14 protein-coding genes are annotated in these 13,945 nt (G+C 48.8%); 4 read left to right on the forward strand and 10 right to left on the reverse strand.

Annotation, left to right across the window (positions count from 1 at the left end; genetic code table 11):
- Nucleotides 1-2 precede the first annotated feature (2 nt).
- The 8 genes from WJM45_RS13235 to ccmA form a co-directional block, all read right to left on the reverse strand.
- The gene (locus tag WJM45_RS13235) at nucleotides 3-830 is read right to left on the reverse strand and encodes a hypothetical protein (protein ID WP_341325570.1); all 828 of its coding nucleotides are present in this window, start codon (nucleotides 828-830) and stop codon (nucleotides 3-5) included.
- 22 nt (nucleotides 831-852) lie between these two features.
- Entirely contained in the window at nucleotides 853-1,380 is a 528-nt protein-coding gene (locus WJM45_RS13240) for a DsbE family thiol:disulfide interchange protein (protein ID WP_341325571.1), read from the reverse strand.
- Complete coding sequence (locus WJM45_RS13245) at nucleotides 1,373-3,331, reverse strand: heme lyase CcmF/NrfE family subunit (protein WP_341325572.1); 1,959 nt, start codon at nucleotides 3,329-3,331, stop codon at nucleotides 1,373-1,375. The genes WJM45_RS13240 and WJM45_RS13245 overlap by 8 nt, the downstream gene beginning before the upstream one ends.
- Nucleotides 3,328-3,780, reverse strand: a complete 453-nt coding sequence (gene ccmE, locus WJM45_RS13250) for a cytochrome c maturation protein CcmE (RefSeq protein ID WP_209004312.1) — start codon at nucleotides 3,778-3,780, stop codon at nucleotides 3,328-3,330. The genes WJM45_RS13245 and ccmE overlap by 4 nt, the downstream gene beginning before the upstream one ends.
- On the reverse strand, nucleotides 3,774-3,941 hold the full coding sequence (ccmD, locus tag WJM45_RS13255; protein ID WP_014148963.1) for a heme exporter protein CcmD: 168 nt from the start codon (nucleotides 3,939-3,941) through the stop codon (nucleotides 3,774-3,776). The genes ccmE and ccmD overlap by 7 nt, the downstream gene beginning before the upstream one ends.
- Complete coding sequence (locus WJM45_RS13260; protein WP_014148964.1) at nucleotides 3,938-4,690, reverse strand: heme ABC transporter permease; 753 nt, start codon at nucleotides 4,688-4,690, stop codon at nucleotides 3,938-3,940. The genes ccmD and WJM45_RS13260 overlap by 4 nt, the downstream gene beginning before the upstream one ends.
- Before the next feature lie 124 nt (nucleotides 4,691-4,814).
- Entirely contained in the window at nucleotides 4,815-5,492 is a 678-nt protein-coding gene (ccmB, locus tag WJM45_RS13265) for a heme exporter protein CcmB (protein WP_341325573.1), read from the reverse strand.
- Nucleotides 5,492-6,100 (reverse strand): cytochrome c biogenesis heme-transporting ATPase CcmA, encoded by a 609-nt coding sequence (ccmA, locus tag WJM45_RS13270; RefSeq protein WP_341325574.1) that lies wholly within the window; start codon nucleotides 6,098-6,100, stop codon nucleotides 5,492-5,494. Before ccmA ends, ccmB begins: the two co-directional genes overlap by 1 nt.
- Nucleotides 6,101-7,460: 1,360 nt before the next feature.
- Between ccmA and infA the strand changes: the two genes are divergently transcribed.
- The gene (gene infA / locus WJM45_RS13275; protein WP_014149038.1) at nucleotides 7,461-7,679 is read left to right on the forward strand and encodes a translation initiation factor IF-1; all 219 of its coding nucleotides are present in this window, start codon (nucleotides 7,461-7,463) and stop codon (nucleotides 7,677-7,679) included.
- 35 nt (nucleotides 7,680-7,714) lie between these two features.
- Here the strand turns inward: infA and clpA are convergent, their stop codons facing one another.
- Complete coding sequence (gene clpA, locus WJM45_RS13280) at nucleotides 7,715-9,985, reverse strand: ATP-dependent Clp protease ATP-binding subunit ClpA (protein WP_341325575.1); 2,271 nt, start codon at nucleotides 9,983-9,985, stop codon at nucleotides 7,715-7,717.
- A gap of 12 nt (nucleotides 9,986-9,997) precedes the next feature.
- Nucleotides 9,998-10,321, reverse strand: a complete 324-nt coding sequence (clpS, locus tag WJM45_RS13285; RefSeq protein WP_341325576.1) for an ATP-dependent Clp protease adapter ClpS — start codon at nucleotides 10,319-10,321, stop codon at nucleotides 9,998-10,000.
- A gap of 134 nt (nucleotides 10,322-10,455) precedes the next feature.
- Between clpS and WJM45_RS13290 the strand changes: the two genes are divergently transcribed.
- The 3 genes from WJM45_RS13290 to purB all read left to right on the forward strand — a co-directional run bounded on the left by WJM45_RS13290 (nucleotide 10,456) and on the right by purB (nucleotide 13,807).
- The gene (locus WJM45_RS13290; RefSeq protein WP_341325577.1) at nucleotides 10,456-10,914 is read left to right on the forward strand and encodes an NUDIX hydrolase; all 459 of its coding nucleotides are present in this window, start codon (nucleotides 10,456-10,458) and stop codon (nucleotides 10,912-10,914) included.
- Nucleotides 10,911-12,008, forward strand: coding sequence for a tRNA 2-thiouridine(34) synthase MnmA (gene mnmA / locus WJM45_RS13295; protein ID WP_341325578.1), 1,098 nt, complete (start codon nucleotides 10,911-10,913; stop codon nucleotides 12,006-12,008). The genes WJM45_RS13290 and mnmA overlap by 4 nt, the downstream gene beginning before the upstream one ends.
- A gap of 434 nt (nucleotides 12,009-12,442) precedes the next feature.
- Nucleotides 12,443-13,807 carry an adenylosuccinate lyase gene (purB, locus tag WJM45_RS13300; protein ID WP_341325579.1) on the forward strand — a complete coding sequence of 455 codons (1,365 nt, stop codon included), beginning with the start codon at nucleotides 12,443-12,445 and terminating at the stop codon, nucleotides 13,805-13,807.
- Nucleotides 13,808-13,945 lie beyond the last annotated feature (138 nt).

The following is a 13,945-nucleotide window of genomic DNA, read 5'->3' on the forward strand; positions in this document are numbered from 1 at the left end:
GGCTATATCCGCAATAGAAAAAAACGCATGACTCGATAAATTCCGTTCATGACGAATAGAAAACCCAGCATGAATAGTAAATTGGAAACGGTCAATAATCTGGGTAAATTGATCAAATAAGCAAAAAAACCTTCCGGCTCGTTGACATAGCCGCGATTCTTGATTTCGGAGTCGGCATATTGCGCGGCCAGTTTTTTGAATTCGACAGCCTGGTTATTGGCTTGATAATTATCCTCGGAAAACTGATTATCGAACCCAAGATAGCTAACCCCTTGGTAAACTTTATGTGTGATCTTTTCATCCAAAGTATTCCATGCCTCGTTAACATGAAGCGCCATAGCGACCGTATCGTCGACCATTTCTCTTAAGGCTTTATCAATAACGAGCTCATCATCGATGATTTCCAAACTGATAATAAACTCTTTCGATACAAGCAAAGGATTAAACATCGTCTGATGATCGGACGAGGCTTGTTTAATAATATACGGCGGAACATCAGTCTCGGCAAACGGGCTGGAATACAGAGTATTTTCAATTTCGGCAGCTTTTCGATTAAAAGAGTTGGCGCCAAAATCGCCTTGCTTTATTTGGGGCGATAACTGCTGCCGAGCGCCAAGTTCACTTGAAGAGGGTTCAGATTTTTTTTGTATCTGCCTTAAAGCATCGGCTACCAGAGACCTTTCTTTAAGTTCGGCACCATCATCGAGCCGACTTTCGGAATCGATTGCATCGAGATTGCCGTCACCACCCTGAACCTTGAGCGTAATGCTCGCTGCGGCCGCGTAGATACAAAAAGTACTCAACAAAAAAAGTAGAAATAACTTTGTCACATAGCCGTACCATTTCCGGGATTTATTCAGCCTGCAAAGAATTCAACAGCGGTAAGAATGTCGTTTCAATATCTTTATCAGTCACAGGCCCTGTATGTTTGTAACGAACCACGCCCCGCTTATCGATTACAAACGTTTCCGGAACGCCATAGACTCCCCAATCGATTCCGGTCAATCCTTCCATGTCCAAGACACTGACATCATAGGGATTACCCAATCTGGCCAGCCAGTTTTTCGCATCTTCCGGTTCATCCTTGTAGTTGAGGCCAATAATAACAGCCAATTTTTGCTCCGCCAACCGATTAAGCACCGGATGTTCGGCACGGCAAGATACACACCAGGAAGCCCAAACATTCAGTAACCAAACTTGCCCCTTCAAATCCGCCGTACTCAAGGTACGAGTAGGATCATCCAAAGTTTGCAGTGTAAAAGGCGGGGCCGGCTTATCGATGAAGGGCGACGGAATTTCACGCGGATTGAGATTCAAACCGATCGCCAAAAAAATCGCCAGTACGGCAAAAATTAAAAGTGGCGTCAAAAATTTAAGCATTTTTGCTTACTCGCTGATTTTTATTGCCCATTCGATAACGTCTGTCGCAGACAGCCCAGAGACCGCCCAATGCCATGAAAACACCGCCGATCCATATCCACCGTATAAAGGCTTTATAATAAACGCGCATGCTCCATGCGCCCGAATCGCCCAACGGTTCGCCGATCGCGACAAAAAGATCGCGAAACAAACCGGCATCGATCGCGGCCTCGGTCATCGGCATTTGTTGCACGCGATAAATTCTTTTTTGCGGTTCGAGTTTAGCCACCGTCTTATCATCATATCTGACCGTCAAGTGGCCTTGTTGCGCCCGATAATTCGGTCCATCAACCACATCGATACCATGAAATTCGAATACATAACCGGACATTTCCAGCTTGTCGCCGGGAGCCATTCTGACGTCTTTTTCGATGCTATAAACCGAGGTCAAGGTAATCCCGACAATGAAGACCGCAATACCCAAATGCGCCAAGGTCATGCCGTAAAAGGCTCTCGGTACTTTCAGCAAGGCGGTAAAATCAGGCATTTTATGCCCTAGACGCTCCGAAAAGGCCAGTCCGGTCAGCGCCGTCGTCCACAGCGCCAACGTCAAACCGATCGCGGCAGCCCACGAATAATAGGGCATCAACAACGGCAATGCCGCGCCGAGCAACAGGCAGCCCAGCATCAGCCAACGGATTCGTAGCGCGAGCGCGTTGAACCGGTCTTTTTTCCAACGTAGCAAAACGCCGATACCCGAGACCACGGCAAGCGGCGCCATCAAAGGAACAAAAATCGCATTGAAATAAGGCGGCCCGACCGAAATCTTGCCCATGCCCAAGGCATCGATAAACAAAGGATACAAGGTGCCGACCAAAATGCTGGCCGCAGTCACGACCAACAGCACGTTATTCAACAGTAATGCGGATTCTTTCGAAATCATTTCGAAACTGGCGCTGCTTTTAACCGCCGGCGCTCTAATCGCATAGAGCAATAAAGATCCGCCGACGACAATAGCCAGAAAAATCAGAATGAACAAGCCGCGGGCCGGATCGCTGGCAAAGGCATGCACCGAGGTCAATACGCCGGAACGCACCAAAAAAGTACCTAACAGACTCAACGAAAACGCGAAAATCGCCAACAGCACGGTCCAAGTCTTGAACACACCTCGTTTTTCACTGGCCGCCAATGAATGAATCAACGCCGTGCCGACCAGCCAAGGCATAAACGAGGCGTTCTCGACCGGATCCCAAAACCACCAACCGCCCCAGCCTAATTCGTAATAAGCCCACCAACTGCCCAGCGTGATTCCCAAGGTCAGAAACATCCAGGCGATATTAGTCCAAGGTCTGGACCAACGCGCCCAGGCGCTGTCCAAACGGCCTTCGAGCAAGGCCGCGATCGAGAATGCAAACGCCACCGAAAAGCCGACATAGCCCATGTATAGCATCGGCGGATGAATCGCGAGCCCAGGGTCTTGCAACAGAGGATTCAAATCACGGCCTTCTGGCGGCGCCGGAATCATGCGCTCGAACGGATTCGAGGTCAGTAATAAGAACAGTAAAAAACCGATACTGACCAAGCCCATCACACCGAGAACTCGGGCGATCGTCGCGTCCGGAATGCTGCGGCTAAACAGTGCGACCAAACCGGTCCAAACCGTCAAACTCAATGCCCAAAGCAATAATGAGCCTTCATGCGCGCCCCATACGCCGGAGACTAAATACAGTACCGGCAAATGAGTATTCGAATTGTTCGCGACATAGGCAACCGAGAAATCGTGCGTCAAAAACGCATACGTCAGACATAAATAAGACAAACCGACAAAGAACAATTGCCCGAACGCGGCGGGACGCGCGACGGCAATCCATCCAGGAATCGCGCGAAAACTACCGACGATCGGGACAATACCCAACATCACGGCCATGCACAAAGCCAGTATTAAGGAAAAATGCCCTATCTCGGGAATCATATACCACCCTCTGCCGAAGGCTCCGGTTGTTTTTTCAGGCTACCTGCGACTTCGGGCGGCATATAATTTTCGTCATGTTTGGCTAAGACTTCCTCGGCGACGAACACACCGTTTTCGGACAAACGGCCTTTTGCGACGATGCCTTGCCCTTCCCTGAACAAATCCGGCAAAATGCCGGTATATTCCACGGTCACTTCTTTATTGAAATCGGTCAACTTAAAGCGCACAAGCAAACTCTCCGCCGGGCGATCGACACTGCCGTCGACGACCATGCCGCCAATTCGAAACAAAGCGTTTTCCGGCGCCTTGCCTTCGACCACTTCGGTCGTCGAGAAAAAATACATCAAATTTTCATTGAACGATTTCAGTGCAAAGGCGACGGCAAGACCCATACCGGCCAGCATCAATCCAATTAAAATAAGTCGTTGTCTACGAATCGGTTTCATGATTTTTTCATCCGTTTCATTTTATGAGCCAACTCTTTTAAAAAAAGTTTGCGTTGAATAACGGGTAAAACCGCAATCGCAAGCAACACGAGTAAAGTTACCCCATAAGAAGTCCAAACATAAAAGGCGTAACCGCCCATTGCAAAAAATTCTTGCCAATTCATTCTATTAAGCCTTTAACCCATTGACTGTTTCGTTCGCGCTGAATCAATTCGGTCCGAGCGCGCTGCAACATCGCAACTAGATAATAAAATTTGAAGGCGACCGCCATCGTCAACAATGGAATCAACATGCTGACATGAATCGACGGTTTATCGATCTTCGACACGGTCGGGCCTTGATGCAAGGTATTCCACCATTCGACCGAATAATGAATGATCGGAATATTGACTACGCCGACAATCGCCAAAATTGCCACCGCTCTCGACGCTGTGCGTTTGTCGTCGATCGCTCCGTACAGTGCGATGACACCCAGATACAGAAACAGCAGAATCAATTCCGAAGTCAAGCGCGCGTCCCAAACCCACCAGGTCCCCCACATCGGCTTACCCCATAGAGAACCCGTTAACAAAGCAATGAAGGTAAAACCGGCGCCGACCGAGGCGCTGCTGATCATGACGATTTCGGCCAACTTGATACGCCAAACCAGTCCGATGGCGCCGGCAACCGCCATCACGACATAGATGAACAATGACATCCAGGCGCTCGGCACATGAATATAAATGATCCGGTAGCTATCGCCCTGCTGATAATCGGCGGGCGCCAAAAACAAGCCGCCATATAGACCTACGGCGGTCAAAATAATAAAAATCGCCGTCAACCAAGGCAATAATCGGCCGGTAAACGCGTAAAAATGCGGTGGTGAGGCCATGCGATGGAAAAAACGGCCTACGGAATCAGGAATCAAAAACATGCGATAAGCTTATAAAGTGATCTACGATAATGAGCAAAATTGATTCAATATCGAATAGTAAATTTAGAAGACCGGGCATTCGAATATGCCCGCATGGATGAATAGGACGCTATTTTACGAAAAATTATCCATTCATACTCATTTTTAATGCGGCGGCGGCCGGTAATGGCGCCAGCACCAAGGCCGCGAATAAAATCGCCGCCAGAATATTGAGTTGCGCGCCGACCGGCAAACCGCTACCCGCCATTTCGACGGCATTGCCGGCAAAGATCAACACCGGGATATACAACGGCAAGACCAACAACGCCAATATCATCCCGCCTCGTCGTAAACCCACCGTCAGCGCGACACCGATCGAACCGATCAAACTCAATACCGGCGTGCCAAGCAACAAAGTCCAAAGCAGCACAGGCACGGACTGTTCGGGCATGCCCAAAAATATTGCCAATAAGGGTGAGATCAACAATAAAGGCAAGCCAGTCACCAACCAATGCGCGACGATCTTGGCCAAAATCAGCACCGAAAGCGGATGCGGGCTCAAGATAAACTGTTCCAGCGAACCATCGTCGAAATCCGATCGAAACAATGAATCCAGCGATAGCATCGCGGCCAATAGCGCGGCAATCCAAATGATTCCCGGAGCCATCGCTTGCAATAACTTGGTTTGAGCGCCTAATCCTAACGGAAACAAAGTAATGACCAAGACAAAAAACAACAGCGGATTGGCGACTTCGGCACGCCGCCGATAAGCCAGAACCAAATCGCGTCGAATGATGGCGATAAATGCGTTCGACAATGTCATTAAGCTAACCTGATTGTTTGCACGTCGATGCCGTGCAGCGTGATATCGTGATGCGAGGTCAAAACGACCATGCCTTCTCTGGCAATATGGTCGACCATCAGCGCCTCGAAAATGGCTATACCCTCTTTATCCAAAGAGGTGAAAGGCTCGTCGAGAATCCATAATTTATTGTCGGTAATCAATAAACGAGCTAGCGACAAACGGCGTTTTTGCCCGGCCGACAAAGATTGCACCAGCACATCGTCGTAACCGGATAAATAGACCTTCTCCAGTGTTTCCTCGATCGAATAATGGCCGGGCTTACCCAGAGCCGAGGCAATCTTGAGATTTTCAAGAACGGTTAATTCCTTTTTGACACCGTCCAAATGGCCGACATAGGCCATCTGTTCAAAGAAAGTACCGTTATTAATTTCTACACCGCACCACAAAACCTCTCCGGCATCCGGCTCCCGAAAACCGCATAAAATCTTCAATAAAGAGCTTTTGCCCGAACCGTTTTGCCCTTCCAGCAACAGCGCTTGCCCAGAAGAAATATTAAACGACAAATCATCGAACAATACTCTATCGTCGCGTATGCAGCATAAGTTTTTAACTTCCAGAGATAACAATCAATCCACCTAGATCCGATCGAAAAAAATATTCAGTGCATAATCCCATCCGCACCCAAACAGGCTGTAACTATTCAGCACCCGGCAATTATCGTTCCCATGCTCTGCGCTCATCGTTATACATAAGTCAAAAATTACCGTTTTGCAATCTTAGCTAATGAGGCCTCGATACCATTTTTTGTCGCCCAACGTTCCCGACTTTCCCTCACCTAGCGTTCACTGCCATTAAGGATTTCGTGATAAATAACCTCCTGGAGCTATGAGCTTTGTTGAGGGTTCGGTAACTCGCTTGACAGGACGCCGTGAATACGTCCGTGTAGGCTTGACGGCGGCTTTCCCTGCCGCCGACACCTGCCAATCGAGCTACCGAACCCTCCATAAAACAGGGAAGTTATTTACGACCAAATCCTAAGTTAAGATCCTGGAGTTTTACTCCCCTCTTTGAAAAAGAGGGGCTGGGGGGGGATTTTTCTAATAAATCCCCCTTAATCCCCCTTTTTCAAAGGGGGAAGCAGGCTTAACTTAATGGCAGTGTCACCTAACGCTAGGTGAGGGAAAGCCACTGATGTTCAATATCCGCAGAGTTATTAAACAGCACCGTTTCCAGTCATACGATGACCTCTGTTTAGTAAGTTTACCGATACTTGTGTATAACTACGAGCACTCTGCGTGGGAACGATAATCCGCGCCTAAACAGGTTCATTAAAATTATACCTTTCGCGCTTCAAATTTGGGCGATGCTTAATCCTAAGAATTTGGTCGCAATAACTTCCCTATTTTATGAGGGGGTCGGTAAGGCGCTACAAAACCCATAGCTCCAGGAAGTTATTTTTCACGAAATCCTTAGAACAAACGGACTAGAGTAGGGAAAACTCGTGAACAAATCAAGTATTGAATCGACATGAATTTGTTTGCCACAATCCACATAAAACAATCATATCGTAAATACTTACTCCCTTTATACTCAAAAAACAGCTAACTTTATGAAGGTATGGGGTGTGGCTAGCGAGGATGTCGGCAGCAGGGATTGCTGCCGTCAAGCCCCCATGGATGGGTTTACCCAGCACCTAAATTCCATAGCCCATTGGCTATGCTTAACTATCTGGGATAATTTAGGTGCTGGGTGAACGGCGGTCCTCGATAGACACACCCCATACCTTTTATTCTTGTACGGTTTTTCAATCAAAAGGGAGTAGAAACCCTTTTGATAAAATCAGACCATTTCGAGCCTCGCCCAATCAAAAATCGAGCACGCAAAAGACAGCTTTATCCCAAGAACGGCCCGTCCGACTACAGAATCCTGTTCTAAAAAGACCGACTATGCTATTATTCGCGTTTTTTAAACGTTAGGACTAAGTACATGGCAAAAGAAGATCAAATCGAAATGGAAGGCAAGGTTGTCGAAACCCTACCGAATACGATGTTCAGGGTTGAACTCGAGAATGGACATATCGTGACCGCACACATTTCCGGAAAAATGCGTAAACATTACATCCGAATTTTAACCGGAGATAAAGTTAAAGTAGAAATGACGCCTTACGATTTAAGCAAAGGAAGAATTACCTTCCGTATGCGCTAATCCCGCGCAAATGCGGGATTAGCGAACGACAACCGCTAACTTTTTTCAGAAACAGTCAATTCCTTACTTTCTATTGCAAAAGCCAGCTCATTGTTTTCGACATAGATTCGGACATTCCCGCCCCGCACCAATTTACCAAACAATAAATCATTAGCCAGCGGTTTCTTGATTTTCTCCTGAATCAAGCGCGCCATCGGCCTTGCACCCATTTTCGGATCGCAACCGTTTTCGGCAAGCCATAATCTCGCTTCAGACTCCAACATCAGCGTGACATGTTTCTCGGCCAACAAAGCCTCCAGTTCGAAGATAAATTTATCGACCACATGGCCGACAATCGAAATGTCCAGCGGCTTGAACTGAATTACCGCATCCAAGCGATTACGGAATTCCGGAGAGAAACTTTTTTCGATCACTTTCATGCTATCCGAAGCATGATCCTGCGAGGTGAACCCGATTGATGCGCGACTCCCCTCTTCGGCTCCGGCGTTTGTCGTCATGACCAATATTATGTTACGAAAATCGGCCTTGCGGCCGTTATTGTCGGTTAACGTGCCATGATCCATCACTTGCAACAGCAGATTGAAAACATCAGGGTGCGCTTTCTCTAACTCGTCCAATAAAAGCACGGCATGAGGATGCTTGGTCACTTGCTCGGTTAACAATCCGCCTTGATCGAAACCCACATAACCCGGAGGCGCGCCGATCAGCCTCGATACGGTATGGCGCTCCATATATTCGGACATATCGAAGCGAATCAACTCGACGCCCAGCACTTTGGCTAATTGACGAGTGACTTCGGTTTTACCGACGCCGGTCGGTCCCGCAAACAGAAACGAACCGATCGTTTTTTGGGCATCCCTAAGCCCGGCACGCGACAGTTTGATCGCTGAAGCGAGTGCCGAAATTGCCTCGTCTTGACCGAAAACCAGCATTTTTAGATTCTTTTCCAGCGCTTCAAGCTTCTCTACGTCATTGGATGAAACCGATTTAGCCGGGACTCTAGCCATTTTCGAAACGATTTCCTCTATTTCCGGCGAATCGATAATCGGTTTACGCTGATCGGTTGAAAGCAAGCGTTGACGCGCTCCCGCTTCATCGATCACATCGATGGCTTTGTCCGGCAGATGCCGGTCGGTAATATAGCGGTCCGATAATTCGGCGGCCAAACGTAAAGCATCCGCCGTATATTTAATATCGTGATGTTCCTCGAAACGCGACTTCAACCCTTTCAAAATCAGAATGGTATCTTCGACCGAAGACTCGACAATATCGATTTTCTGGAAACGGCGCGCCAATGCATGATCTTTTTCGAAAATTCCGCGGTATTCCTGATAGGTTGTCGAGCCGATACAACGCAACTGACCGGAGGCCAATACCGGTTTAATCAGATTGGACGCATCCATAACACCGCCGGAAGCGGAACCCGCGCCGATGATCGTGTGGATTTCGTCGATAAATAATATCGCTTCCGGCTGCCTTTTTAGCTGGCTAACCAATGCTTTCAAACGTTTTTCGAAATCGCCACGATATTTGGTGCCGGCCACCAATGCGCCTAAGTCCAGCGAATAAATCACATTGCCCATGAGCACATCAGGCACCTCTTCCTCGACGATTCGTTTTGCCAAACCCTCGGCAATCGCGGTTTTTCCGACGCCGGCTTCCCCGACCAACAAGGGATTGTTTTTACGCCGGCGGCATAGCACCTGTATGGTTCTTTCAAGCTCGAGTTCGCGCCCAATCAGCGGATCGATCTTACCGAGCCTCGCCTCCTCATTCAGGTTGGTCGCATATTTTTCCAACGGACTCTCGGATGTATCGCCGGTCGCGCCGCTCGTTTCCGGATCTCTTTCCATATCGCGCTCTCGCTCCGTCTCTATTTTCGAAACACCATGGGCCAGATAATTGACGACATCGAGACGGGTTATATTCTGTTTATTCAACAAATAAACCGCCTGTGAGTCCTGCTCGCTAAATAATGCAACAAATAAGTTGGCGCCGGAAACTTCTTTCTTATCGGTCGCCTGGACATGGAACACCGCCCTCTGCAAAACCCGCTGAAAACCCAGTGTCGGCTGCGTTTCGCGCTGCACGCCTTCGGGAATCAGCGAAATCGTATCATCAATAAACTGCGTCAGTTCATCGTGCAGCTTTTTGAAATCGCATCCACAGGCCCGCAGCACCGCGACAGCACTGGCATTATCCAACAAGGCCAACAGTAAATGCTCGACGGTAATAAATTCATGCCGCTTATCGTGAGCATTCTTAAAGGCGAGATTTAAAGTAATCTCCAACTCTTTGCTTAACATATTTCCTCCGACCTACGCGATTTCCATCGAACACATTAAGGGATGGTGATGTTCCCGAGAATATTCGTTGACCATGCATACTTTTGTTTCCGCGACATCCTTAGAATAGGTTCCGCACACACCGACTCCTTGGGTATGCACCTGTAACATGACTTGTGTCGCTTTCTCCTCGGACATATTAAAAAACTCCATTAACACTTCAACGACAAAGTCCATCGGCGTGAAGTCGTCATTCAATAAAATAACCTTATAAAGGGGCGGCCTTTGCAACTGAGGCTTAGTCTCTTGAAGAGCCAGTTCGCCATCATTGTCTTTTAACGGGTCAAAATCAGACATACTTTCAACAATTCTAAAAGAATCAAAACGACTTAGAGTTTACCATAGTGAGCGCGCCTGTAAATTTCAATCTTTCACAACATGAATTCACCAAATAAAGTAAAATGTGCTGCTTTTTATAAACGAGTTTGCCGATGGTCTGGAAACCCCATGTCACCGTTGCAGCGATCATTGAAAACGACCGACGTTTTCTGCTAGTCGAGGAAGAAACATCAAACGGACTCGCATTCAACCAACCTGCGGGACATTTGGAAAAAGGCGAGGACTTAATTAATGCGGTTAAACGTGAGGTTACCGAAGAGACCGCCTGGCAGTTTGAACCTGAATACATCGTTTCAGTTCAATTATGGCGAAGAAACCCGGCAAGCCCCAGTTTTCTGAGAGTTTGTTTTGCCGGCCATTGCCATTCTTTCGACCCTAATCAACCGTTGGATGAAGGTATCATCGCGACACACTGGTTAACCCGTGCTGAAATCGCCGCCAAGCACGATCGCTTACGCAGTCCGCTGGTCATGATCGGCATCGATGAATTCCTCTCGGGAAAACGCCATCCATTAACTTTATTAGAATCCTTTCTTGATCTGGATGCATGAGTAAACACATTATCGTAGGCATGTCAGGCGGTGTCGACTCTTCCGTCACCGCTTTGAAACTGCTTGAAGAAGGCCATCGAGTCACCGGCCTGTTCATGAAAAACTGGGAAGAAGACGACGGCACCGAATATTGCACCGCAATGGCTGATTTGGCCGATGCGCAACAAGTCAGCGATAAACTCGGCATCGAATTGAAAACCGTCAATTTTGCCGCCGAATACTGGGACGAAGTGTTCGAAGTCTTTTTGTCCGAATTCAAGGCCGGACGCACGCCGAACCCTGACATCCTGTGCAACAAGCATGTCAAATTCAAGGCCTTTTTGGATTATGCGCTCGAAGACCTCGGCGCCGAATACATCGCGACCGGCCACTATGCCCGCGTCCGCGAACAGACCGGCGAATTCCAGTTATTGAAAGGCTTGGACCCTAACAAGGAACAAAGCTATTTTCTATACGCCATGGGCCAGAAAGCCTTGTCGAAAACGCTGTTTCCAATCGGCCATCTGCACAAACCGGAAATCCGCGCCATCGCCGAAAAGGCAGGATTCGCGAACAGCCGCAAGAAAGACAGCACCGGCATTTGCTTCATCGGAGAACGCAAATTCAAGGACTTCCTGCAGCGCTACCTGCCGGCCCAACCCGGCGAAATGCGCACGCCGGAAGGCCAATACATCGGGCGGCACCATGGCCTGATGTATTACACGATGGGACAACGCCAGGGACTCGGCATCGGCGGCGTCAAAGATGCGCCGGACGAACCTTGGTTCGTACTGGACAAAGATCTCGACAACAACGTGCTGATCGTCGGCCAAGGACACGAACACCCGATGATGATGCACAATACGCTCGAAGCCGGACAACTCGACTGGTGCGGCAACACGGGACTGAGCGAGACGCTACGCTGCGCCGCGAAGACTCGATATCGACAGCCGGACCAGGACTGCATCGTCGAACCGCTGGACGACGGAAACCGCGTCAGAGTCCGTTTCGATCAGCCGCAACGCGCGATTACGCCGGGCCAGTCTGTCGTGTTTTACGACGGCGAAGTCTGTCTAGGCGGAGGCATCATCGAGTCCAGAAAGATGGAACATTAATTTTGCTCTCGCTTTCATGCTCTGCGCTCGCCGTTATACACAAGTACCGCTAAACTTGATTGACAGAATTTATCGAATAACTATAAACGGTGATATTTGATAAAACTGTAAATATTGAACATCAGTGTCTTTCCCTCACCTAGCGTTAGGTGAGGGACGACGAAGGCGTCGCTCCCACAGAGTTCAGCGAATACTCTGTGGGAGCGATCCCCAGATCGCGATTTCGAGGCCAAGAGTGTTAAGTGACAATAAAGGGTATCGAGGCCTCATTGGCTAAGATGGCAAAAGGATAATTTATGACTTATGTATAACGATAAGCGCTCGGCGTGTGAACGCAGACCTAAAGCGAGCAAACATGCCCCGATATGGGTCCGCACTAGGACCGTGGCGCGAGATTTAAACTACCGTACATTTTTACAACTTGGTTAACTGACATGACAAATTCCGCCCTTACCGCCATTTCCCCGATCGACGGCCGTTATGCCGGCAAAGTCGAAGCCTTGCGCCCCATCTTCAGCGAATACGGCCTGATCCGTTTTCGCGTACAAGTCGAAGTTCGCTGGCTGCAAGCTCTGGCCAAGCATCCACAAATTCCGGAAGTTCCCGCTTTTAGCGAGAACGCGAATAGATTACTGAACGATTTAGTCGAACAATTTTCCGAAGCGGATGCTCAGCGCGTCAAAGACATCGAAAAAACGACCAACCACGACGTCAAGGCGATTGAATATTTGCTCAAAGAAAAGATCGCCGGCAACGCCGAGCTTGAAAAAATCAGCGAATTCATTCATTTCGCATGCACATCGGAAGATATCAACAACCTCTCCTATGCCTTGATGCTTAGCGAAGGGCGTCAATTGCTCATCGACCAAATCGACCAATGCATTGAGGCGATCCGCAAGGTTGCACACGACACTGCCGCACAACCGATGCTATCGCGGACGCATGGACAATCGGCCACCCCGACAACGGTCGGCAAGGAACTCGCGAATGTCGTTGCGAGAATGTTGCGCCAGAAAAAACAACTGGAAGCGGTCGAACTGCTCGGCAAGATCAACGGCGCGGTCGGCAATTACAATGCGCATTCGATCGCCTACCCCGACGTCGATTGGAGCGAATTTTCGAAAAACTTCGTCGAATCGCTGGGCCTAAGCTTCAATCCATACACAATACAAATCGAGCCGCACGACTATATCGCCGAATTCTTCCATGCGCTGTCGCGTTTCAACACAGTCTTGCTCGACTTCGACCGAGACGTTTGGGGTTACATCTCGCTGGGCTACTTCAAGCAAAAAACCATTGCAGGCGAAGTCGGCTCGTCGACGATGCCGCACAAGGTTAATCCGATCGATTTCGAAAACTCCGAAGGCAATCTCGGCATCGCGAACGCTGTATTTAGCTTTCTTGCCGAAAAACTCCCTATTTCCCGCTGGCAACGCGACTTAACCGACTCTACAGTACTACGCAACATCGGCGTCGGCATCGCGCATACCAGCATCGCTATTCAATCGACGCTGAAAGGTATTTCGAAGCTAGAACTCAATAGCGATGCACTCGAAGCCGATCTGTACGCGAATTGGGAAGTGTTGGCCGAACCGATTCAAACCGTGATGCGCCGTTACGGCATCGAAAAACCCTATGAAAAACTGAAGGAATTGACGCGCGGTCAACGCATCACACCGGAACAAATGCGCACGTTCGTCGAAGGACTGGATATACCGCAGGACGCCAAAAACGTACTGCTTGAATTGACGCCGCGAACTTATACCGGTTACGCCGAGCGATTAGCCCGAACTATTTGAAATTCCGGCCCCAAGCTGAGCGATCGGCAATTGCTCCCGCATTGCCCTAATACACGCCATCCATGGCGCTCATAAAGGCTTTGCCAGCATGGAGCCGGCATAAAGCCTACATGGACGTATTCACCCAGCGCCTAAATC

Origin of the sequence: Methylotuvimicrobium sp. KM2 (assembly GCF_038051925.1) — a bacterium.
In the GTDB taxonomy this organism is placed as follows: Bacteria; Pseudomonadota; Gammaproteobacteria; order Methylococcales; family Methylomonadaceae; genus Methylotuvimicrobium.

Excerpts from the sequence above, each read along its gene's own strand:
- WJM45_RS13240 (WP_341325571.1), bottom strand. The coding sequence starts at position 1,380 with ATGCTTAAATTTTTGACGCCACTTTTAATTTTTGCCGTACTGGCGATT.
- WJM45_RS13245 (WP_341325572.1), bottom strand. The coding sequence starts at position 3,331 with ATGATTCCCGAGATAGGGCATTTTTCCTTAATACTGGCTTTGTGCATG.
- ccmD (WP_014148963.1), bottom strand. The coding sequence starts at position 3,941 with ATGAATTGGCAAGAATTTTTTGCAATGGGCGGTTACGCCTTTTATGTT.
- WJM45_RS13260 (WP_014148964.1), bottom strand. The coding sequence starts at position 4,690 with ATGTTTTTGATTCCTGATTCCGTAGGCCGTTTTTTCCATCGCATGGCC.
- ccmB (WP_341325573.1), bottom strand. The coding sequence starts at position 5,492 with ATGACATTGTCGAACGCATTTATCGCCATCATTCGACGCGATTTGGTT.
- infA (WP_014149038.1), top strand. The coding sequence starts at position 7,461 with ATGGCAAAAGAAGATCAAATCGAAATGGAAGGCAAGGTTGTCGAAACC.
- clpA (WP_341325575.1), bottom strand. The coding sequence starts at position 9,985 with ATGTTAAGCAAAGAGTTGGAGATTACTTTAAATCTCGCCTTTAAGAAT.
- clpS (WP_341325576.1), bottom strand. The coding sequence starts at position 10,321 with ATGTCTGATTTTGACCCGTTAAAAGACAATGATGGCGAACTGGCTCTT.
- WJM45_RS13290 (WP_341325577.1), top strand. The coding sequence starts at position 10,456 with ATGGTCTGGAAACCCCATGTCACCGTTGCAGCGATCATTGAAAACGAC.
- mnmA (WP_341325578.1), top strand. The coding sequence starts at position 10,911 with ATGAGTAAACACATTATCGTAGGCATGTCAGGCGGTGTCGACTCTTCC.
- purB (WP_341325579.1), top strand. The coding sequence starts at position 12,443 with ATGACAAATTCCGCCCTTACCGCCATTTCCCCGATCGACGGCCGTTAT.